Raw genomic sequence first — 20706 nt, forward strand, 5'->3', positions numbered from 1 at the left:
CGGCGCTTTTCTGCGCGCCGCAGCCAGCAACAGATGATCATACTTTGATGGATGCTTGGCCCCGCTGTCTGGAACGTCTCGAAGCCGAATTCCCGCCCGAAGACGTCCATACCTGGTTGAAACCCCTGCAAGCCGAAGACCGCGGCGACAGCATCGTGCTGTATGCGCCCAACGCCTTCATCGTCGACCAGGTCCGCGAGCGCTACCTGCCGCGCATCCGCGAACTGGTGGCGTATTTCGTCGGCAACGGCGAAGTGGCGCTGGCGGTCGGCTCGCGCCCACGCGCGCCGGAACCGCAGCCGGCACCGATGGCCACGCCCAGCGCGCCGGTTGCCGCGCCGATCGTGCCGTTCGCCGGCAATCTGGATTCGCACTACACCTTCGCCAACTTCGTCGAGGGCCGCAGCAACCAGCTCGGGCTGGCCGCCGCGATCCAGGCCGCGCAAAAGCCCGGCGACCGCGCGCACAACCCGCTGCTGCTGTACGGCAGCACCGGCCTGGGCAAGACCCACCTGATGTTCGCCGCCGGCAATGCGCTGCGCCAGGCCAACCCGGCCGCCAAGGTGATGTATCTGCGCTCGGAACAGTTCTTCAGCGCGATGATCCGGGCGCTGCAGGACAAGGCGATGGACCAGTTCAAGCGCCAGTTCCAGCAGATCGATGCGCTGCTGATCGACGACATCCAGTTCTTTGCCGGCAAGGACCGCACGCAGGAGGAGTTCTTCCACACCTTCAACGCGCTGTTCGATGGCCGCCAGCAGATCATCCTGACCTGCGACCGCTACCCACGCGAGGTCGAAGGCCTGGAACCGCGGCTGAAGTCGCGCCTGGCCTGGGGCCTGTCGGTGGCGATCGACCCACCGGATTTCGAGACCCGTGCGGCGATCGTGCTGGCCAAGGCGCGCGAGCGCGGCGCCGAGATTCCGGACGACGTGGCGTTCCTGATCGCCAAGAAGATGCGCTCCAACGTGCGCGACCTGGAAGGCGCGCTCAACACCCTGGTGGCACGCGCCAACTTCACCGGCCGCTCGATCACGGTGGAATTTGCCCAGGAGACGCTACGCGACCTGTTGCGTGCCCAGCAGCAGGCGATCGGCATCCCCAACATCCAGAAGACCGTGGCGGACTACTACGGCCTGCAGATGAAGGATCTGCTCTCCAAGCGACGCACCCGGTCGCTGGCGCGTCCGCGCCAGGTGGCGATGGCGCTGGCCAAGGAACTGACCGAACACAGCCTGCCGGAGATCGGCGACGCCTTCGCCGGCCGCGACCACACCACCGTGCTGCATGCCTGCCGGCAGATCCGCACGCTGATGGAGGCCGACGGCAAGCTGCGCGAGGACTGGGAAAAGCTGATTCGCAAGCTCAGCGAGTAGGCCGGGGACGGCCCTGACGGCCCGCGTGGAGAAAAGCGTGGAAACGTTGGGGTCAAATGCGGGAGAATCTGTGGATAACGTTGCCTCGCAGGTCGGGCGGAAAACTATCCACAGGTTTTACCGCTAGACCAGGGGCACTAGTCCAACGACTTTCAGGCGTTAAAATTTCTTTGGGAACAAAGAGTTACGGTGGTTATCCGCTGAAAACGGCCCTACCATCACCACCAAGCTTTTGATTTATTCCATATCTTTTAAAGCATAGGGGCACGGAACCACATGCGTTTTACACTGCAGCGCGAAGCCTTCCTCAAACCATTGGCCCAGGTGGTCAATGTGGTCGAACGCCGTCAAACCCTGCCGGTTCTGGCCAATCTGCTGGTGCAGGTCAAGGACGGACAGGTCTCGTTGACCGGTACCGACCTGGAAGTTGAAATGATCTCGCGCACGATGGTGGAAGACGCGCAGGACGGCGAAACCACGATTCCGGCCCGCAAGTTGTTCGACATCCTGCGCGCCCTGCCCGACGGCAGCCGCGTCACCATTTCGCAGACCGGCGACAAGGTCACGGTGCAGGCCGGGCGTAGCCGCTTCACGCTGGCCACGCTGCCTGCCAACGATTTCCCGTCGGTGGATGAAGTCGAAGCCACCGAGCGCGTCGCAGTGCCGGAAGCGGCGTTGAAGGAGCTGATCGAGCGCACCGCGTTCGCCATGGCCCAGCAGGACGTGCGCTACTACCTCAACGGCTTGCTGTTCGACCTGCGCGAGGGCCTGCTACGTTGCGTTGCGACCGACGGCCACCGCCTGGCGCTGTGCGAGACCGAACTGGAGAAGTCCGGCGGCGCCAAGCGCCAGATCATCGTGCCGCGCAAGGGCGTGACGGAACTGCTGCGCCTGCTGGAAGCGGCAGATCGCGACGTGGAACTGGAAGTGGGTCGTAGCCATATCCGCGTCAAGCGTGGCGATGTGACCTTCACCTCCAAGCTGATCGATGGCCGCTTCCCGGATTACGAGGCAGTGATTCCCATCGGCGCCGACCGCGAGGTCAAGGTCGATCGCGAAGCGCTGCGTGCGTCGCTGCAGCGTGCGGCGATCCTGTCGAACGAGAAATACCGTGGTGTGCGTGTGGAAGTCTCGCCGGGCCAGCTGAAGATCAGCGCACATAACCCCGAGCAGGAAGAAGCACAGGAAGAAATCGAGGCCGACACCAAGGTCGATGACCTGGCCATCGGCTTCAACGTGAACTACTTGCTGGATGCGCTATCGGCATTGCGCGATGAGCACGTGGTCATCCAGTTGCGGGATGCGAATTCGTCGGCACTGGTGCGGGAAGCCAGCAGCGAGAAGTCGCGCCATGTGGTGATGCCGCTACGTCTCTGACGTGCGTTCCACGTGGAACACGCGAAGCCCGGCGATTGCCGGGCTTTTTGTTTGTGCAGCGAAGGGGCGACTCGCTTGCTGCGTCAAGCTTTCTAAGCGCTGGCAATCACCGGCTGAGCAGGAGCGGCATTGCCTGTCTCGCTGCCTCGGCGCTTTGCCCCGAATCGCCTGCTATGGCGTGCTGAGTGGTCGCAGAGGTCGCCGGAGCCGATCGCCAGGCAGTTGGCCAAGCGAGGCTCGATGGACACGCTGCTTTTCCGGCGGTCGAGGATCGGGTGGTACGCGCGTCAGCTCGCTTCCTTGAAGCCACGACCGCTGAAGCACCCAGGCATTCGCAGGCCACGATCGTGCAGCTGTTCTGCCGCTGTCATCGACGTGGACGTTGGGACGATCGCGTGTGGTGCTGCACTACATCCTTGCGACAGGCAGCGAGCTGTCTCGTTACCGCATTGCTTTAAACGCTAGGTGCCTGGGTTGGACCATCCGCCGCTCCCAGAGCAAGCTGGTCCCCAGGCATGCTGTCGGTGGGATCCCCCAGAGTTGACCTGACCCAGGTCGTCGCCCTTCGAGGATCGGCGATACCGCGAGTCGCACCCGACAGTGAGATTGGCTTTTAGTCGGGGCGCTTCTTCGATACCCCAATCGACATCACGCGAAGCTCGGTTGGCCTGAACGACTTCACCTGAGTCCAAGGTTTCCTGCTCCGTACTCAATTGCTCGGCAGCGCCCGGTTGACGTGTTTCCTTGGCCTGTTTTTGACTTATGCACATCGAGCTTTGCTTTTAAATCTATAAATAATTTAAGAGCTTGGTGGTGATGGTAGGGCCAGATTTCGCCAGAAACCAGACTATCTCTATGTTTTGAAAGGATTTTATTGCCTCGAAACCCTGTGTCTAGACCCCTGTGGAAGGGTCAGCAACCTGTGGATAAGCACGCGGCGCTTCTCAGGCCTGCTTTTTATCCACAGCTTGTCCCCTGCTTGTCCGTGGACCGCTTCACGTGACCACGCGCAGGATCCGCATCGATCACGTATCCTCCGCTCCGACCGGGATGCCGGATCACAGCGCAGAGCACACCGATCGATGCACGTAGTGCGGTTGTCCATCCATCGACTTCGTCGTTTCGCGACCGTCGACCTCCACCCCGCCCGTTCCTTGAACCTGCTGACCGGCGATAACGGTGCAGGCAAGACCAGCGTGCTGGAAGCGCTGCACCTGATGGCCTACGGCCGCAGCTTTCGTGGCCGCGTGCGCGACGGACTGATCCAGCAAGGCGCCAGCGATCTGGAGGTCTTCGTTGAGTGGCACGAGGGCACGGCCGAGACGGGCGAACGCACGCGTCGGGCAGGTCTGCGCCATAGCGGGCAGGAATGGACCGGCCGGCTGGACGGCGAGGATGTCGCACAGCTCGGCGCCCTGTGTGCCGCACTGGCTGTGGTGACCTTCGAGCCCGGGAGCCATGTGTTGATCAGTGGTGGCGGTGAACCGCGGCGACGGTTCCTGGATTGGGGCCTGTTCCACGTGGAACCTGACTTCCTGGCGCTATGGCGGCGCTATGCGCGGGCGCTCAAGCAGCGCAATGCCTTGCTCAAGCAGGGCGCACAGCCGCGGATGCTCGACGCCTGGGATCATGAACTTGCCGAATCCGGCGAAACGCTGACATCGCGTCGCCTTCGCTACCTGGAGCGGCTGCAGGAACGGTTGATCCCGGTCGCCGCTGCTATCGCCCCGTCGCTGGGATTGTCCGCGCTGACATTCGTGCCGGGCTGGAAACGTCATGAGGTCTCGCTTGCCGATGCGCTGCTCCTGGCACGCGAGCGTGACCGTCAGAACGGCTACACCTCGCAGGGGCCGCACCGCGCCGATTGGGCACCCGTCTTCGACGCGCTCCCGGGCAAGGATGCGCTCTCGCGTGGCCAGGCAAAGCTCACCGCCCTCGCCTGCCTGCTGGCGCAGGCCGAAGACTTCGCCCATGAGCGTGGCGAATGGCCGGTGATTGCATTGGACGACCTGGGTTCGGAGCTGGATCGCCACCACCAGGCGCGCGTGCTGCACCGCTTGGCCTCCGCACCGGCCCAGGTGCTGATCACCGCCACCGAAGTGCCGCCCGGCCTGCTCGACTCCGGAAAGCTGCTGCACAAGTTCCACGTGGAACATGGCAATGTCGCCGTGTTGAGGCCCGTGGCCTAGCCATCCGCGGCGCAGGTGGGCCGACTGGTATAATTTCCGGGCTATCCCCCTTTTCCCACGGTGCGATGCGGCTCCTGCCGCCTGCGCCCGTGTTGTGGAGCTAACGGCACACGCATGACCGACGAACAAAACACCTCGCCTACTCCCAACGGCACCTACGACTCCAGCAAGATCACCGTGCTGCGTGGCCTGGAAGCCGTCCGCAAGCGCCCTGGCATGTACATCGGCGATGTCCATGACGGCACCGGCCTGCATCACATGGTGTTCGAGGTGGTCGACAACTCGGTCGACGAAGCCCTGGCCGGCCATGCCGACGACATCGTGGTCAGGATCCTGGTCGATGGCTCGGTCGCGGTGTCCGACAACGGCCGCGGCGTGCCGGTCGACATCCACAAGGAAGAAGGCGTCTCTGCGGCCGAGGTGATCCTCACCGTGCTGCACGCCGGCGGCAAGTTCGACGACAACAGCTACAAAGTGTCCGGCGGCCTGCACGGCGTGGGCGTGTCGGTGGTCAACGCGCTGTCCGAGCACCTGTGGCTGGACATCTGGCGCGACGGCTTCCACTACCAGCAGGAATACGCGTTGGGCGAGCCGCAGTACCCGCTCAAGCAGCTGGAAGCATCGACCAAGCGCGGCACCACATTGCGTTTCAAGCCAGCCGTGGCCATCTTCAGCGATGTCGAGTTTCACTACGACATCCTGGCGCGCCGCCTGCGCGAGCTGTCGTTCCTCAATTCCGGGGTCAAGATCGCGCTGATCGACGAGCGTGGCGAAGGCCGTCGCGACGATTTCCATTACGAAGGCGGCATCCGCAGCTTCGTCGAGCATCTGGCCCAGCTCAAGTCACCGCTGCACCCGAATGTGATCTCGGTGACCGGCGAGCACAACGGCATCGTGGTGGACGTGGCCCTGCAATGGACCGACGCCTACCAGGAAACCATGTACTGCTTCACCAACAACATCCCGCAGAAGGATGGCGGTACCCATCTGGCCGGCTTCCGGGCCGCGCTGACGCGGGTGCTCAGCAACTACATCGAGCAGAACGGCATCGCCAAGCAGGCCAAGGTGGCGCTGACCGGCGACGACATGCGCGAAGGCATGATCGCGGTGCTGTCGGTCAAGGTGCCCGACCCCAGTTTCTCCTCGCAGACCAAGGAAAAGCTGGTCAGCTCGGATGTGCGTCCGGCAGTGGAAAACGCCTTCGGTGCGCGCCTGCAGGAGTTCCTGCAGGAGAACCCGAACGAAGCCAAGGCCATCACCGGCAAGATCGTCGACGCCGCACGTGCGCGCGAAGCCGCGCGCAAGGCGCGTGACCTGACCCGCCGCAAGGGAGCGCTGGACATCGCCGGCCTGCCCGGCAAGCTGGCCGACTGCCAGGAAAAAGACCCCGCGCTGTCCGAACTGTTCATCGTCGAGGGTGACTCGGCAGGTGGCTCGGCCAAGCAGGGCCGCAACCGCAAGAACCAGGCGGTGCTGCCGCTGCGCGGCAAGATCCTCAACGTCGAGCGTGCGCGTTTCGACCGCATGCTGGCGTCCGACCAGGTCGGCACGCTGATCACCGCGCTCGGCACCGGCATCGGCCGCGACGAGTACAACCCGGACAAGCTGCGCTACCACCGCATCATCCTGATGACCGACGCCGACGTCGACGGCTCGCACATCCGCACCCTGTTGCTGACGTTCTTCTACCGGCAGATGCCGGAGCTGATCGAGCGCGGCTACATCTACATCGGCCTGCCGCCGCTGTACAAGCTCAAGCAGGGCAAGAGCGAGCTGTATCTCAAGGACGATGCGGCGCTCAATGCCTATCTGGCCAGCAATGCGGTCGAAGGCGCGGCGCTGATCCCCGCCACCGACGAGCCGCCGATCACCGGCGAAGCGCTGGAAAAGCTGTTGATGCTGTTCACCAGCGCCAACGAGGCGATCGCGCGCAATGCGCACCGCTACGACCCGGCGCTGCTCACCGCGCTGATCGACCTGCCGCCGCTGGACGTGGACCAGTTGCAGGCCGAAGGCGAGGCGCATCCCACCCTGGATGCGCTGCAGGCGGTGCTCAACCGCGGCACCCTGGGCACGGCGCGCTACCAGCTGCGTTTCGACCCGGCCACCGACAGCGCCTCGGCGTCGCTGGTGGCGGTGCGCAGGCACATGGGCGAGGAATTCACCCAGGTGCTGCCGATGGGCGCGTTCGAAAGTGGCGAGCTGCGTCCGCTGCGCGAGGTCTCGCTGGCCCTGCACGACCTGGTCCGCGAAGGCGCGCAGATCGTGCGCGGCAACAAGACCCACCCGATCACCAGCTTTGCACAGGCGCATGCCTGGCTGCTGGAAGAGGCCAAGCGGGGCCGCCAGGTGCAGCGCTTCAAGGGCCTGGGCGAAATGAACGCCGAGCAGCTGTGGGAGACCACGGTCAACCCGGATACGCGTCGCCTGTTGCAGGTGCGTATCGAAGATGCCGTGGCCGCCGATCAGATCTTCAGCACCTTGATGGGCGATGTGGTCGAGCCACGCCGCGACTTCATCGAGGACAACGCGCTGAAGGTGTCCAACCTGGACATCTGAGCCACCGTCGCCCGCCGGCACATCGCGCAGGTGATGCGCCGGCGTCTGCGGTTTTTTCAGGACGACGATGCGCACAGATCCTCCACCGAGGCCGGCTGCCGGCAATGCCCCGCTGCTTCCGCCCTTGCTCGGCTTCGGCATCGATGTACTGATCGCCACCGGCCTGCTGTTGTTGCTGAGCGTGGCCGGTTTCGCGCTCTGGGGCGTGTTCCGCGGCGTCAGCGCCGTGCAGGCCGCCAAGGCGCAGGGCCTGACGCCCTCCCCGACCCAGATCATGGCCACGATCGGCCAACCCGGCGTGCTGGTGCAACTGCTCACCGCGCTGGTCAGCACGGCCTCGCCGGCCCTGCTGCTGTACTACTGGCGCCGCCGTGCGACCGCAGACGAACGCAGGGCCTCGCGGGCCGCCACCAGGCGTGCCTCGACCTGGGGCTGGACCGCGCTGATCGCGGTTGGCGTGTTCCTGCTCAGCAATCTGGTCAGCGTCGCGGCGTCCGCGCTGGGCATCAAGCCGGTGCCGACCAACCTGCCGTTGATGGAAGAAGCCATCAAGCAATGGCCGCTGGCGCTGGTGGTGTTTGCCGTGGCCATCGCCCCGGCGTACGAAGAACTGCTGTTCCGACGCGTGCTGTTCGGCCGCCTGCTCGCCGCCGGCCGGCCCTGGCTGGGCATCGTGCTGAGCAGCGCGATCTTTGCGCTGGTGCACGAGGTGCCCGGCGTCAGCGGCAACGGCCCGGCCGCCATCGCGCAACTGTGGCTGGTCTACGGCAGCATGGGCGCGGCGTTTGCATGGCTGTATTGGCGCACCGGCACGTTGTGGGCACCGATCGTGGCGCATGGCGTCAATAACGCCACCGCCCTGGCGGCGCTGTACTTTTTTGGCCTCGGCTGAGCCGTTTGACGAAAAGTTAAGACGAGCCTGCCAAAATGCCCCCAGGGTTCAAGGGGGACTGAATGAAAGCCAGGCTGTTGATCGTTGTCGCCGTCTTTGCATTGACGGCATGTGCCACCACAACCTCGCCGACCGGCCGCCGACAGGTGGTGGGAGGCGTCACCCAGGACCAGCTCGACAAGCTTGGCGCAGAGTCCTTCGCGCAGAACAAGGCCAAGGAAAAAGTCAGCACCGACGGCAAGCAGAACGCCTACGTGCAGTGCGTGGTCAATGCGCTGGTCGCGCAGCTGCCGCCGCAGTGGCGCGAGACCCGTTGGGAAACCGCGTTGTTTGTCGATGACGAAGCCAATGCCTTCGCCCTGCCCGGTGGCAAGGTCGGCGTGAACACCGGCATCTTCACCGTCGCCAAGACCCAGGATCAGCTAGCTGCCGTGCTTGGGCACGAGATCGGGCACGTGATCTCGCGCCATCATGAAGAACGCATCACCCGTCAGCTTGGTGCGCAGACCGGCCTGGGTATCATCGGCGCGCTGGCCGGTGCGGCCTATGGCGACGGTGCAGCCAGTGCCGTCAACCAGGTCGGCGGGATGACCGCCCAGACCGTGTTTCTGCTGCCGGGCTCACGGACCCAGGAGAGCGAGGCCGACGTGGTCGGCCAGCGCCTGATGGCCCAGGCCGGCTTCGATCCTGCCCAGGCGGTGACGCTGTGGCAGAACATGATGGCCGCCAGCGGCAACCGCCAGCCGCAGTGGCTGTCCACCCACCCCGACCCGGCCAATCGCATCCGCGAATTGCAGACAGACGTCGGTCAACTCGAACCGGTTTACCAGCAAGCGCGACAGGACGGACGCGTGCCGCGCTGCGGCTGATCGTGCAGCGCTTACGTACCGAATGTCGCAACACAGCATGGAAACCGTTTTCGGGAACTGAGACTTTCTGCTAACTTTGCCGGCTCAGATTTTTCGTACAGCGTTTATTCCGCTTTCCGTACCGCCCGACGGCGGCTCGTCCGAGGTGAAACATGAAACTGCTCAACCGCAAGCAAGCCCTGTTGTCCCTGTTCATCGCCGCGTCGCTGGGCGGGGCTGTCGTCGCCGATGCGGTCGCGCAGTCGGATCGTTCGTCCGAGCGCGCCAGCCGCAAGTCCAAGGGCAGCGGCAAGGCCGAAGAGTTGTATCCGCAGTCCACCCGCGCCGCGCCGACGATCAAGCCCTCGTCCAAGCTGGGCAGCAAGCTGCAGAAGCTGATCGAAACCTTCAACAAGGGCGAAGACTTCCCGGCCGTGCGTACCCAGGCCGATGAGATCCTGGCCAATGGCTCGGCCAACGAAGCCGACAAGGCGCTGGCGGCGCAGCTGGCCGCCCAGGCGGCGTACAACATGGACGACACCGCCGCTGCCAAGACGTATCTGCAGCAGGCCATCGGCCTCAATGCGCTGGACAACAACGGCCAGTTCCAGTCGATGCTGATGCTGGCGCAGTTGCAGATGCAGGACGATCAGCAGGCCGAAGGCCTGGCAACGCTGGACAAGTATCTGGAAGAAAGCAAATCGCAGCGCCCTGAAGATCTGATCCTCAAGGGTCAGGCGCTGTACCAGGCCGAGCGCTACAAGGAAGCCATTCCGGTGCTGAAGCAGGCTATCGCCGCCTCGCCCGAGCCGAAGGACACCTGGAACCAGTTGCTGATGGCGGCCTATGCCGAAGCCGGCCAGACCGGTGAAGCGGTGGCCGCTGCCGAAGCGCTCGCCGCCAAGACGCCCAACGACAAGAAGGCCCAGCTCAACCTGGCCAGCATGTATATGCAGGCCGACCAGATGGACAAGGCTGCCGCAGTGATGGACAAGCTGCGCGCGGCCGGGCAGTTGACCGAAGAAAAGGAGTACAAGCAGTTGTATTCCATCTACGCCAACACCGAGAACAAGGAAAAGGACGTCATCGCGGTCATCAATGAAGGTATGCAAAAAGGCATCCTTAAACCCGATTATCAGACATACCTTGCGCTGGCACAGTCGTATTACTACAGCGAAGATGTGCCCAAGGCGATCGAGAATTGGCAAAAGGCCGCACCGCTTTCCAAGGACGGCGAGACCTATCTGAATCTGGCCAAGGTGCTGCATTCGGAAGGTCGCATCCCGGAGGCCAAGCAGGCCGCGCAGCAGGCAATCGCCAAGGGTGTCAAAAAACCTGATGACGCCAAGAAGATCATCAATCTGAAGTAAAAAAGAAAATAAACCCCCGAAATCGCTGTATTTTTAGTGGTTACAGGACTCGGGATTGGTATAAGCTTGGGGGTTCCTGCGGTGTCAAAGCCGTCCGAAAACCTGGGGATCATCACAGTGATCCGGGGCCCCCACTGAAAGAGCCATTGGCGCATGACGGAACAACTCGTTATCCACAGGCATGACTATGATGCCGGGAACCAGGGTCTGAGCTGGGCCCGCATTATCGGCATTGCTTTTGTAATTGCCCTGCACCTCACTGCACTGATGATGTTGCTGATCCCTGCAGTGGCGCCGAAGGCTCCGGCAGAGAAGGAGCGCACCACCATGGTCACCTTGGTGGATGCACCGCCTCCTCCTCCGCCGCCGCCGCCGCCGCCGCCGCCGGAAGACAAGCCGCCACCGCCGGTCAAGAATCTGTCGCCGCCGAAGCCGTCACCGGTTCCGCCGCCGCCGGAAGCACCGGTCGTCGATGTTCCCGAACCGCGTCCCAGCGATATCGTCACGCCGCCAAGCCCGCCGGCTCCGCCGCAACCGCCGAGTGACATCGGCGCCAGTGTCGATATCTCGTCCAAGAACATGAACCCGCCGAAGTATCCGCCGGCTGCATTCCGGGCCGGTGTCCAAGGCGAGGTCATCCTGATCGTGGATGTGGATGCAAGCGGCAACGTGACCAACGTGTCGGTCGAAAAGTCCAGCCGCAACCGCGACCTTGACCGTGCCGCGATGGACGCAGCACGCAAGTGGAAGTTCAACGCCTCCACTGTCAACGGGCAGAAAGCCGCCGGACGTGTCCGCGTCCCGGTCAACTTTGCTCTGAACTGATCCCACGGGCCGGCCACGGTCGGCCCAGGATCCTGTCTTCCTTTCGCTCCACCCTTCATCACCACACACAACAAAGGTAAGCGTCATGCTGCAGGAAATCTTTATCGCCGCCGCTGCAGGGGGCTCCAATCCGTCGGCCGGTCTTTCGCAGATGGGCTTTGAGCATCTGATGACCGAAATGACCTCCAGCCCCGGCGATTTCGCCGTGTCCTGGGTCGTCCTGATCACGTTGATTGCCATGTCCGCTTCATCTTGGTACTGGACTGTCATCAACATCTTCCGCGCCACCCGTCTGAAGAGCGCGGCTGACCGTGTCACCACCGCGTTCTGGGATGCCCCGAATGCGCAGGACGCCATCCGCGCCATGGAAGAGCAGCCGGCGTCCGAGCCGTTCTCGAAGATCGCGCTGGACGCAGCCCAGGCCGCTGCTCACCACCAGCGTGCTGAAGGCACCAGCGTCGGGGGTCTAGGCGAGAGCCTGAGCCGTTCCGAGTTCGTCGACCGCGCCCTGCGTCAGGCCGTGACCCGCGAAAGCACCAAGCTGCAGTCCGGCATGACCCTGCTCGCCACCGTCGGTGCGACCGCGCCGTTCGTCGGTCTGCTCGGTACCGTGTGGGGCATCTACGGCGCGCTGATCAAGATCGGTGCAACCGGCTCTGGCTCCATTGAGGTAGTGGCCGGCCCGGTGGGTGAAGCGCTGATCATGACTGCGATCGGTCTGTTCGTCGCCATCCCGGCCGTGTTCGCGTTCAACTTCTTCTCCAAGGTCAACAGCTCGGTGATCGCCAAGTTCGATACCTTTGCCCACGATTTGCACGACTTCTTCGCCACTGGTTCGCGCGTTCGCTAATCCGTAGTAAAGAACGACCTCGCAACGATTTAGACGGAGCCCGTTATGGCCTTCAGTAGTGGAAACAGCGGTGGCCCGATGGCCGACATCAATGTGACGCCCCTTGTGGACGTGATGTTGGTGCTGCTGATCATCTTCATCATCACCGCACCGCTGATGTCCCATAAGGTCAAGGTGGATCTGCCGCACGCTAACTTGAACAAGGAAGAGGAAGCAACAAAGCGCTCTGATCCAATCACCTTGGCGGTTAAAGAAAACGGCGATCTGTTCTGGAACGATCAAGCAATTTCAAAAGAGGCCTTGGAGTCGCGCCTGTCCACTGCCGCACAGCAGACGCCGCAGCCGCCGCTCAATTTGCGTGGCGACCGCACGACCAAAATGCGTACGATCAACGAGATCACCAAGATCGCGCAGGGTCAGGGCATGCTCGACATCGGCTTCGTCGCGACCAAAGAGAAGGGGCAGTAAGCCATGGCATTCAGTACCGGTGGAAACCGTGGCCCGATGGCCGACATCAATGTCACGCCCCTGGTGGACGTGATGTTGGTGCTGCTCATCATCTTCATCGTCACTGCGCCGATCATGACCTATCCGATCGCCGTGGATCTGCCGCAGCGGGTACTCAACCCGCCACCGCAGACAACCGAACCGCCGCCGCCGATCGAGTTGCGGATCGACGCGAGCAACCAGGTGTTCTGGAACAACAGTCCAGTGCAGGTGGATCAGCTGCAGCAGAGGATGGAAGAAGTGATCGCCAGCGATCCGACCAATCAGCCGGAACTGCGCATCGATGCGAACCAGGACGCGGAGTACGAGGTGATGGCCAAAGTCCTGGCTGCGGCAAAGAACTCGCAGATGAAGAAAATCGGCTTCATGCAGTAAGATTTCGCAAGACCGCACCACCACAGTCATGACGCGACTGCAGACGCCACCGGAAACGGTGGCGTTTTTTATGCATGATCCACTCCCGGAGTGACGCTTCGGCTCGCTAGATAAACGCTGCTTCCCTGCAGTCGCCCTGCCCCGGCCTGTCGCTGCGCCCGACCAGGTGTATGCTCGATCGTGCAGCACCCACGGTCACAGCACGGGAGGCAGTCATGGCTTTCAGTACGGCCGGCAATCGGGAACCGCTGGCGGAGATCAATGTCACGCCGCTGGTGGATGTCATGTTGGTGTTGTTGATCATCGTCACCGTGCCGATGCTGACGCGAGCAATCACGGTGAATCTGCAGCAGCGTAGCGACTTACCGCAGCGACAGTTGGAGCCGCCTGCACCGCTCGCATTTGTGTGGGTGCTGGTGGCAAGGTGATCTAGAATGCCAGCCTGGCGACACTGCAGAAGTTGCAGCTGCGGTTCACCGAGCAGATGCACGAAACAGCTGGAAATCAGCCGGAACTGCGGATCGCCGTCAGTGCCGATGCGGAGTACGCGGTGATGGCCAAGTTGTTGGCTGAGGCAAAAAAAATGCGCAGACCGATCGCATTAGTTTTGTGTAGTAACTAATGGAGTTAATAATGCATCTGGGCAGTGAAAATTTGCTTCGGTGTAAATAATGATCTTTACAGCGTTCAGCGCTTTAAATTAACAAAAAACGTAGCAAGCTGTCGTCAGGCGCGCGTAGAAGGTGGGCAGGAATCGAACGCGCGGGAATCCAGAGGTCAATGCGATTTCGACCTCAAACCGCGCCCAGTATTGCGGTCAGCACCGTCGTTCTTGATACACGTGCTTGTTAGCCTGAGTATCTCAAGCGCCAACCGATGCGCTGCGCAGTATCATCAGATACGAACGCACGCTCGCATCCAACCCTTGATACAAAGCCTCGCCGATCAGCGCGTGGCCGATTGACACTTCAAGCACGCCGGGGACAGCGTTCAGAAAGTCGGCAAGGTTGTCCTGCGACAGATCATGACCGGCATTGACGCCAAGACCTGCCGCGGCTGCGCGTTGTGCAGCGTCGGAAAACAGCTTGAATGCAGCACTCGGCTGGCCGCTCAGATGCGCCTGCGCATAGGGGCCGGTGTACAACTCGATACGGTCTGCACCCAGTACCGCCGCTTGCGCAATATCGGGATTGCCTGCATCGACAAACAGGCTGACGCGCGCACCGATTGCCTTGAATGAAGCAATCAGCGCGGCGAGTTGGGTGGTGTCCTGTGCAAAATCGAACCCGTGGTCGGACGTCAGTTGTCCATCGCCATCCGGTACCAGGGTGACCTGCTCGGGCCGCGTGGCACGACATAACGCCAGTAGACCTGGATAACCGTCGCGCGGTGGCGCAAACGGATTGCCTTCGATATTGAATTCGACGCCGTGCTCGCGCGTCAGCGCGCTCAGTGCCAGCACATCATCGGCGCGGATATGCCGCTGGTCCGGGCGCGGGTGTACGGTGATGCCATGCGCGCCGGCGGCAATGCAGGTGCGGGCGGCCTGCACCACATCCGGGTCGTGCCCGCCGCGCGAATTGCGCAACACCGCGATCTTGTTGACGTTGACGCTGAGCTGGGTGGTCACTGCGTCGGTCTCAGGCCTGCGGCTCGCCATCACGGGTGGCGTTGAGTGCGGCGGCCTTGCGGGCTTCGGCAATCTCGCGCAGGCGGCGCAGCTCGGCCGGGTCGATCAGGCTGCTGGTGTCGCGCTGGGCATCGCCCATGCGCGAGGCGAACCAACCGCGCGTCCACAGCAACAGCAACAGCAGTGCCACCAGCAGCGAAGCCACCAGCAACCACACGTGCGGCGTGCTGAAGGCCAGCACCAGCGCACCCAACGCCATAAGCAGAAACAGCCAGTGCATGACGAGCTCCCCGATCAGTGGCGGCAGTGTAGCGCCGCGCCCGGCACGGTTCCACGTGGGCGCGGCGGTGCGGGTCACAGCAGCGGGGACAGCAGCCGTGCGCAGGCTTCGGGCAGCCGCGAGCGCCACAACGGTCGATGGCGGACAAAGCGCACTTCCTGCGCGTGCTGCAGGTCGGCGTCGATCAAGCCGGCCAGTTCGGCCGCGACCGCCTGGTCGCGGAACAGCATCGACAGCTCGAAGTTCAGGCGAAAGCTGCGGCTGTCGAAATTGGCGCTGCCGACGATGCAGACGTCGTCGTCGGCCAGCAGCGCCTTGGTGTGCAGCATGCGCGGGCCATATTCGTAGATGCGCACGCCGGCCTCGAGCAGCTCGTCGAAATACGAACGCGCCGCGTAGGTGACCAGACGCGAATCGCTGACGCGCGGCACCAGCAGGCGCACGTCCAGGCCACCCAATGCGGCCGAGGTCAGCGCCATGCGCGCGGCCTCGCCGGGAACGAAGTACGGCGTGACCAGCCAGACCCGATGCCGGGCTTCGTGAATCGCAGCGACCATCAGCCGGTGGATGGACTCCCACGAGGAATCCGGCCCGGAGATCAGCACCTGCGCGTCGACATCGCCCTGCGCGCGGCTTGGCACGTCCTCGGGCCAGAGCTGCTGGCCGTGGAAGGCGGCGCGGCCCTGCCCGGTGGCGTAGAGCCAGTCTTCCAGGAACACCAGCTGCAGGCTGCGCACCACGTGACCCTGCAGGCGCACGTGCAGGTCGCGATAGGCATCGCTGCGGACCTGTTCGTTCTCTTCGTCGGTGACGTTGATGCCGCCGGTGAAGCCGATCCTGCCGTCGACCACGACCACCTTGCGGTGGGTACGCAGGTTCAGCCACGGCCGCTTGAACGGCTTGAGCAACTGGGACGGATGGAACCAGGCGGTCTCCACGCCGGCCGCACGCAGCGTCCGCAGGCTGCGCCGGGTCATCGCCGACGAGCCCACCGCATCCATCAGCAGGCGCACCTTGACGCCAGCGCGTGCGCGCTCCATCAGTGCATCGCAGATCGCGGTGCCGCTGTGGTCGGGCTGGAAGATGTAGTACTCCAGATGGATGTGGTCGCGCGCGCCGCGGATGGCCTCGATGATGGCCGCATAGGTGGCCGCGCCATCCACCAGCCAGTGCACCTCGGTGGCGCTGCTGGGGGCCAGGCCGGTGGTGGACTGGGCGATCTTGGCCAGCTCGGTGCAGTCTGCGTCCGGCGGGCAGACGCTGCTATAGCTCTCCATGCCCGAGCGCGAGCGGCCGCGCCGCAGCCGCTGGCGTTTGACCTTCTGCGGGCCGAGCCAGTAGTAGATCAGCAGGCCCAGGTACGGCAGCGCGGCCAGCGACAGCACCCAGCTGAGCGTGGCCACCGGCTCGCGCTTCTGCAGCACGATCCAGCTGGCGATCCACAGCAGGTACAGCACATAGGCGGCCAGGAGTAGCGCTTCGAGGTGGGGAACGGTGGCCAGCCGATCCCACGCGCCCTGTACGGATGCGAGCATGCGCGGATTCTACGGGCCGCACGCGCCGCTGCGATGACCGGGCGACCAACACGATCGCCGCGCCGGGCCTGAAAGCTTCATCGTGGCGCTGCGCGTGGTCGCATTGCCTGAGACCTGCCGGCCGTACGATGGCGCGATGGCAACTGCGATCAAGGGCCGCGGTGCGACCGGCCACCTCCCCGGACGCTTCGAAACCACCACCCAGCAGGCAGTGGACGATGGCTGGTACGTCGACGACAGCGAGGAGTTCGCCGCGCCGGCGTTACGCACGCAGGTCACCGAGGAAACCGCGCGCAGCATCATCAGCCGCAATCAATCGCCGGACATCGGCTTCTCGCAATCGGTCAATCCGTACCGTGGCTGCGAGCATGGCTGCAGTTACTGCTTTGCGCGGCCCTCGCATGCCTATCTCAACCTGTCGCCCGGGCTGGATTTCGAGACCAAGCTGTTCGCCAAGACCAATGCACCGGAGCTGCTGCGGCGCGAACTGTCGCGCCCGGGCTATGTGCCCAGCCCGATCGCGCTGGGCATCAACACCGATGCGTACCAGCCGATCGAGCGCAAACGCGCACTGACGCGGCGCCTGATCGAGGTGCTGTGGGAGACCCGGCACCCGTTCACGCTGATCACCAAGAATGCGTTGGTCACGCGCGATCTGGATCTGCTCGCACCGCTGGCACGCGAGGGCCTGGTCAACGTGCATTTTTCGGTGACCACGCTGGACCCGCATCTGTCGGCCAGGCTGGAACCGCGTGCGTCCGCACCGCACGCTCGCCTGCGCGCGATGCGGGCACTGCACGAGGCCGGCGTGCCGGTCGGGGTGATGGCCGCGCCGGTGATCCCGTGGATCAACGACCATGAGCTGGAGGCGATCCTGCAGGCCGCGTCCGATGCCGGCGCGCACAGTGCCGGCTACGTGCTGCTGCGGCTGCCACACGAAGTGGCGCCGCTGTTCCGCGACTGGTTGCAGACCCATCACCCGCAACGCGCCGCGCATGTGATGAGCACGATCCAGCAACTGCGCGGCGGCAAGGACTACGACAGCGCCTTCGGCGCACGCATGCGCGGCCAAGGCGTGTACGCGGAGTTGCTGGCACGCCGCTTCGCCCTGGCCCACCGCCGCAGCGGTTTCGACGCCCGCGCCATGCCGGCGTTGGACACCGGCAAGTTCCGGCGCCCTGCTCCACCGGCCAAGCCGGTACCGCAATCGCCGCAAGGCAGTCTGTTCTAGGGGCGGAGATTGGGGATTTGGGATTGGGGATTCGTAACAGCCGGCGCACTGCAGTGACCTGCCCTTACCAATCCCCAATCCCGAATCACGAATCCCCGCCGTACAAGGCGCTTGCCGACTGGAACAGGATCCAGCTGGTGGCAATGAACTTGTCGCCGCCGACCGGGCGGTTGCCGCGGTGGGTGTGGGTGAAGGCGGTGGGGGCGATCAGCAGGCTGCCGGTGCGCGGGCGGGCCTTGCGCTGCTGGAACAGGAATTCGGTTTCGCCCTGTTCGAACTCCTCGTTGAGGTACAGCGTCCACAGCAGATGGCGGTGCAGCGTGTCGGCGCTGGCATCGCGTGGATATAGTTCGCAATGCCAGTACGGATAGCCGCCCTGGTCGGCGGTGTACCACTGCAGGTTGATCGCGCCCGGGCGCAGGCAGGTGCGGGCCAGGTCGCCCAACGCCTGGTCGCTCATCTGCACGATGTCCTCGGCCACCAGCCGGTGCGGGCTGCCGTTGGCGGTGGTGACCTGCAGCATCAGCGGTGAAATCAGGGCTTGTGGATACTGCCGCAGGTAGGTCAGCACGCCTTCGAACACGGCCTGTTGCAGGCGGTTTTCCACCGCGGCCCATTCGGCCACGCCGCTGATGCGCAGGTCGCGGCTGTGCTTGAGTTCGGGAAACACGCCGCTGCCCACGCGCCCCGGTTGCAGTTGCTGGCTGGCGCGCATGCGCTGCACGATAGCGGCGCAATCCTCGCGCGAGACGGCGTTGTCGGTGATCTGGATGAAGTCGGGTTGGTCCATGCGCATGACCATACCAATCGCGACAACACCTTGCACTACATATAAGTCACTTACAGGCGGCGAGAAAAATACAAAGATGTCGGTGTAAAAATCAAATTAATCTTGACGCATTGACGAAAAATCGATGTCAAAAAGTAGATGCGTAGAGGAAAGCTCTGAACAACCCGCAAGGATCTTCGAAGTTCAAACGACATCATCGAGATGAGGCGTGTAGTTGGCCTGAGTTGCGTAATCTATGCAACTTCTGGGGGATCATTCCGCCACCAGGCAGCACCACGCTCTGATCGGCAGTCACTGCCGGAGCACCATCCACAGATTGGAGAGCGCAAACAACATCGGCGCCTGCACGGTGTTCTTGGCTAGGCTCGTGCGGTAGGCTTTGTGTGTTTGACGGCGATATGTCGCTGGATTCCGGAGACTTTCTTGCCTGCGTCATAGTCTTTCTGACTTGCCGTATCCGTGTTCTCTCGCTCTGTATGTCGACGATCAACTGCTTGCTGCACGCGTTGCGCACCAGTTTCTCGTGGGCAACGCTAACCTGATTTTATATTGGCGAAAAATTTTATTCACGTCGCCCGGACACCAGGTAGTCGTCGCTCCCAGGCTAGAGCATTCTCTACAATCAGATCGAGATCATCGTACCGTGGAGACCAACCGAGTACCGAACGAATCTTCCTGGAATCGGCGATCAGAAAGGGTGTATCACCAATCCTTCTACTCCGCTCAAGGACCGGGAGCGGGCCGCCACAGGCCCGCTCGACCGCGCTCAATACCTCACGTACCGACGAGCCATGCCCGTATCCACAATTAAGAACAACCGATGTTCCGTTGGCTCTGAGATAATCGAGGGCCTGGGAATGTGCGTATGCTAAATCCTGAACATGGATATAATCGCGTACACCTGTTCCATCGGGCGTTGAAAAATCTGTACCGTAGATTTCGACACAATCCCGCTTACCATCCGCCACTTCGCATGCGATCTTGATCAAAAGTGTGGCATCTCGGGTAGATTGTCCTATACGTCCTCGCACATCAGCACCAGCGACATTGAAATAACGCAGCGCTACATAACTCAGCTGCTTGGCGGTCGCAAGATCGCGCAACATCCACTCGCTCATCAGCTTCGAGGTACCGTACGGGTTTATCGGTACTGGCGGTGTCTCTTCACTGGCTTTACCCGACTCCGGCATGCCATACACGGCAGCCGACGAGGAAAATATAAAGTTCTTCACGTTCGAATTAACGCAAGAAGACAGTAGATTGCTAGTGAATACGGTGTTGTGAGTGTAATAGCGCAGTGGAGCTTCGATAGATTCCGGTACAACTGTGCGCGCAGCGAAATGCATCACCGCATCGACATGGTAATCCTGGATCAGCCGGGATACGAGTTGAATGTCGCCGACATTACCCACCACCAGCTCCGCTCCTATTACAGCTTCGGCCAATCCGGTACTCAGATCGTCCAATACCACGACTCTTTCACCCTTCTCCAACAGCTCCAGGACGACATGACTTCCGACATAACCAGCGCCACCGGTAACGAGAACTGATCCAGTCTTCTTCCTGAAATCGGTCACAGCACAACCTCCTTCCATAATTCGCTGAATGCCACGTCCAGGGAAGCTCAAGCAGCAAGGATCTTCGAAGTTAAGACGACATCGTCGAGATGAGGCGTGTAGCTGGCCTGAGTTACGTGATCCATGCAGCTTCTGGCGGCTCGTTCCACCACCAGGCAGCATCCCCCTGACCGGTAGCGCCTGCCGGAGCACCACCCACAGACATGCCAGTGCTGTAGCAAACGAATCCGCAACATCCGCCCGTGCGTACGGCCGTCGACCAGGGCGTCCTGGCACCGGTAGTGCGGCTCGATCAGCTGAAGCAACTGCTGCCACGAAACGACCTGCTCCATCTCGGCCAGGAAGATCTCGCGGCGGGTCTGCTTGCGCTTGCCCAAGCCCTCAGCGTCACCGAACGTCAGTTGCATGGGTCACTCCTCAACGTGTGCGGGCCAATGTTGTCTACTGTGCGTTGTTCACAGGCTCCATTCAGGTGGGCTGACTTGGTATGGGAGC

At 62.8% G+C, this 20706-nt stretch carries 17 protein-coding genes and 3 pseudogenes; 13 read left to right on the forward strand and 7 right to left on the reverse strand.

Annotated features, from left to right (window positions below; genetic code table 11):
• Positions 1 to 47 precede the first annotated feature (47 nt).
• The 12 genes and pseudogenes from dnaA (at position 48) to EO170_RS17585 (ending at position 13790) form a co-directional block, all read left to right on the forward strand.
• Positions 48 to 1376: a chromosomal replication initiator protein DnaA gene (gene dnaA / locus EO170_RS17530; RefSeq protein ID WP_024939149.1), complete on the forward strand. Its 1329-nt coding sequence runs from the start codon at positions 48 to 50 to the stop codon at positions 1374 to 1376.
• Positions 1377 to 1652: 276 nt separating this feature from the next.
• On the forward strand, positions 1653 to 2753 hold the full coding sequence (gene dnaN, locus EO170_RS17535; RefSeq protein ID WP_104650390.1) for a DNA polymerase III subunit beta: 1101 nt from the start codon (positions 1653 to 1655) through the stop codon (positions 2751 to 2753).
• Positions 2754 to 3835: 1082 nt separating this feature from the next.
• A complete protein-coding gene (recF, locus tag EO170_RS17540; protein WP_126946947.1) occupies positions 3836 to 4942 on the forward strand; it encodes a DNA replication/repair protein RecF in 1107 nt (368 codons plus the stop codon).
• Between the two features lie 114 nt (positions 4943 to 5056).
• Positions 5057 to 7501 carry a DNA topoisomerase (ATP-hydrolyzing) subunit B gene (gene gyrB, locus EO170_RS17545; RefSeq protein WP_104586350.1) on the forward strand — a complete coding sequence of 815 codons (2445 nt, stop codon included), beginning with the start codon at positions 5057 to 5059 and terminating at the stop codon, positions 7499 to 7501.
• Between the two features lie 67 nt (positions 7502 to 7568).
• Positions 7569 to 8393, forward strand: coding sequence for a CPBP family intramembrane glutamic endopeptidase (locus EO170_RS17550; RefSeq protein ID WP_126946950.1), 825 nt, complete (start codon positions 7569 to 7571; stop codon positions 8391 to 8393).
• A 62-nt stretch (positions 8394 to 8455) separates the two neighbouring features.
• Complete coding sequence (locus EO170_RS17555; RefSeq protein WP_126946953.1) at positions 8456 to 9262, forward strand: M48 family metallopeptidase; 807 nt, start codon at positions 8456 to 8458, stop codon at positions 9260 to 9262.
• Between the two features lie 152 nt (positions 9263 to 9414).
• Positions 9415 to 10611, forward strand: coding sequence for a tetratricopeptide repeat protein (locus EO170_RS17560; RefSeq protein ID WP_104586347.1), 1197 nt, complete (start codon positions 9415 to 9417; stop codon positions 10609 to 10611).
• 267 nt (positions 10612 to 10878) lie between these two features.
• Positions 10879 to 11436: an energy transducer TonB gene (locus EO170_RS17565; protein WP_016901836.1), complete on the forward strand. Its 558-nt coding sequence runs from the start codon at positions 10879 to 10881 to the stop codon at positions 11434 to 11436.
• A gap of 85 nt (positions 11437 to 11521) precedes the next feature.
• The gene (gene exbB, locus EO170_RS17570) at positions 11522 to 12286 is read left to right on the forward strand and encodes a TonB-system energizer ExbB (RefSeq protein WP_053046134.1); all 765 of its coding nucleotides are present in this window, start codon (positions 11522 to 11524) and stop codon (positions 12284 to 12286) included.
• Between the two features lie 45 nt (positions 12287 to 12331).
• Positions 12332 to 12754: a biopolymer transporter ExbD gene (locus tag EO170_RS17575; protein WP_119130014.1), complete on the forward strand. Its 423-nt coding sequence runs from the start codon at positions 12332 to 12334 to the stop codon at positions 12752 to 12754.
• 3 nt (positions 12755 to 12757) lie between these two features.
• Positions 12758 to 13168, forward strand: a complete 411-nt coding sequence (locus EO170_RS17580) for a biopolymer transporter ExbD (RefSeq protein WP_104606212.1) — start codon at positions 12758 to 12760, stop codon at positions 13166 to 13168.
• A 215-nt stretch (positions 13169 to 13383) separates the two neighbouring features.
• Positions 13384 to 13790, forward strand: a pseudogene (locus EO170_RS17585) (biopolymer transporter ExbD).
• A 240-nt stretch (positions 13791 to 14030) separates the two neighbouring features.
• On the opposite strand, the gene EO170_RS17590 reads toward EO170_RS17585, so the two are convergent.
• From EO170_RS17590 to cls, 3 genes are all read right to left on the reverse strand, one after another.
• Entirely contained in the window at positions 14031 to 14798 is a 768-nt protein-coding gene (locus EO170_RS17590; protein WP_126946955.1) for a pyridoxine 5'-phosphate synthase, read from the reverse strand.
• A 10-nt stretch (positions 14799 to 14808) separates the two neighbouring features.
• Positions 14809 to 15078: a hypothetical protein gene (locus EO170_RS17595; protein ID WP_104535352.1), complete on the reverse strand. Its 270-nt coding sequence runs from the start codon at positions 15076 to 15078 to the stop codon at positions 14809 to 14811.
• 74 nt (positions 15079 to 15152) lie between these two features.
• Entirely contained in the window at positions 15153 to 16613 is a 1461-nt protein-coding gene (cls, locus tag EO170_RS17600; RefSeq protein WP_104586248.1) for a cardiolipin synthase, read from the reverse strand.
• Positions 16614 to 16749: 136 nt separating this feature from the next.
• On the opposite strand from cls, the gene EO170_RS17605 reads away from it, so the two are divergent.
• On the forward strand, positions 16750 to 17844 hold the full coding sequence (locus tag EO170_RS17605) for a PA0069 family radical SAM protein (RefSeq protein WP_126946958.1): 1095 nt from the start codon (positions 16750 to 16752) through the stop codon (positions 17842 to 17844).
• A gap of 85 nt (positions 17845 to 17929) precedes the next feature.
• On the opposite strand, the gene EO170_RS17610 is transcribed toward EO170_RS17605, so the two are convergent.
• The 4 genes and pseudogenes from EO170_RS17610 to EO170_RS17625 form a co-directional block, all read right to left on the reverse strand.
• Positions 17930 to 18646, reverse strand: coding sequence for a 2OG-Fe(II) oxygenase (locus EO170_RS17610; protein ID WP_164741089.1), 717 nt, complete (start codon positions 18644 to 18646; stop codon positions 17930 to 17932).
• A gap of 355 nt (positions 18647 to 19001) precedes the next feature.
• A pseudogene (locus tag EO170_RS17615) lies at positions 19002 to 19124 on the reverse strand (IS5/IS1182 family transposase); the annotation flags it as partial.
• 76 nt (positions 19125 to 19200) lie between these two features.
• Complete coding sequence (galE, locus tag EO170_RS17620) at positions 19201 to 20211, reverse strand: UDP-glucose 4-epimerase GalE (RefSeq protein ID WP_241239468.1); 1011 nt, start codon at positions 20209 to 20211, stop codon at positions 19201 to 19203.
• Between the two features lie 203 nt (positions 20212 to 20414).
• Positions 20415 to 20618: pseudogene (locus EO170_RS17625) on the reverse strand (IS5/IS1182 family transposase); the annotation flags it as partial.
• Positions 20619 to 20706: the final 88 nt, after the last annotated feature.

This window comes from Xanthomonas sp. BRIP62409 (genome assembly GCF_003992965.1).
Classification (GTDB): domain Bacteria; phylum Pseudomonadota; class Gammaproteobacteria; order Xanthomonadales; family Xanthomonadaceae; genus Xanthomonas; species Xanthomonas euroxanthea.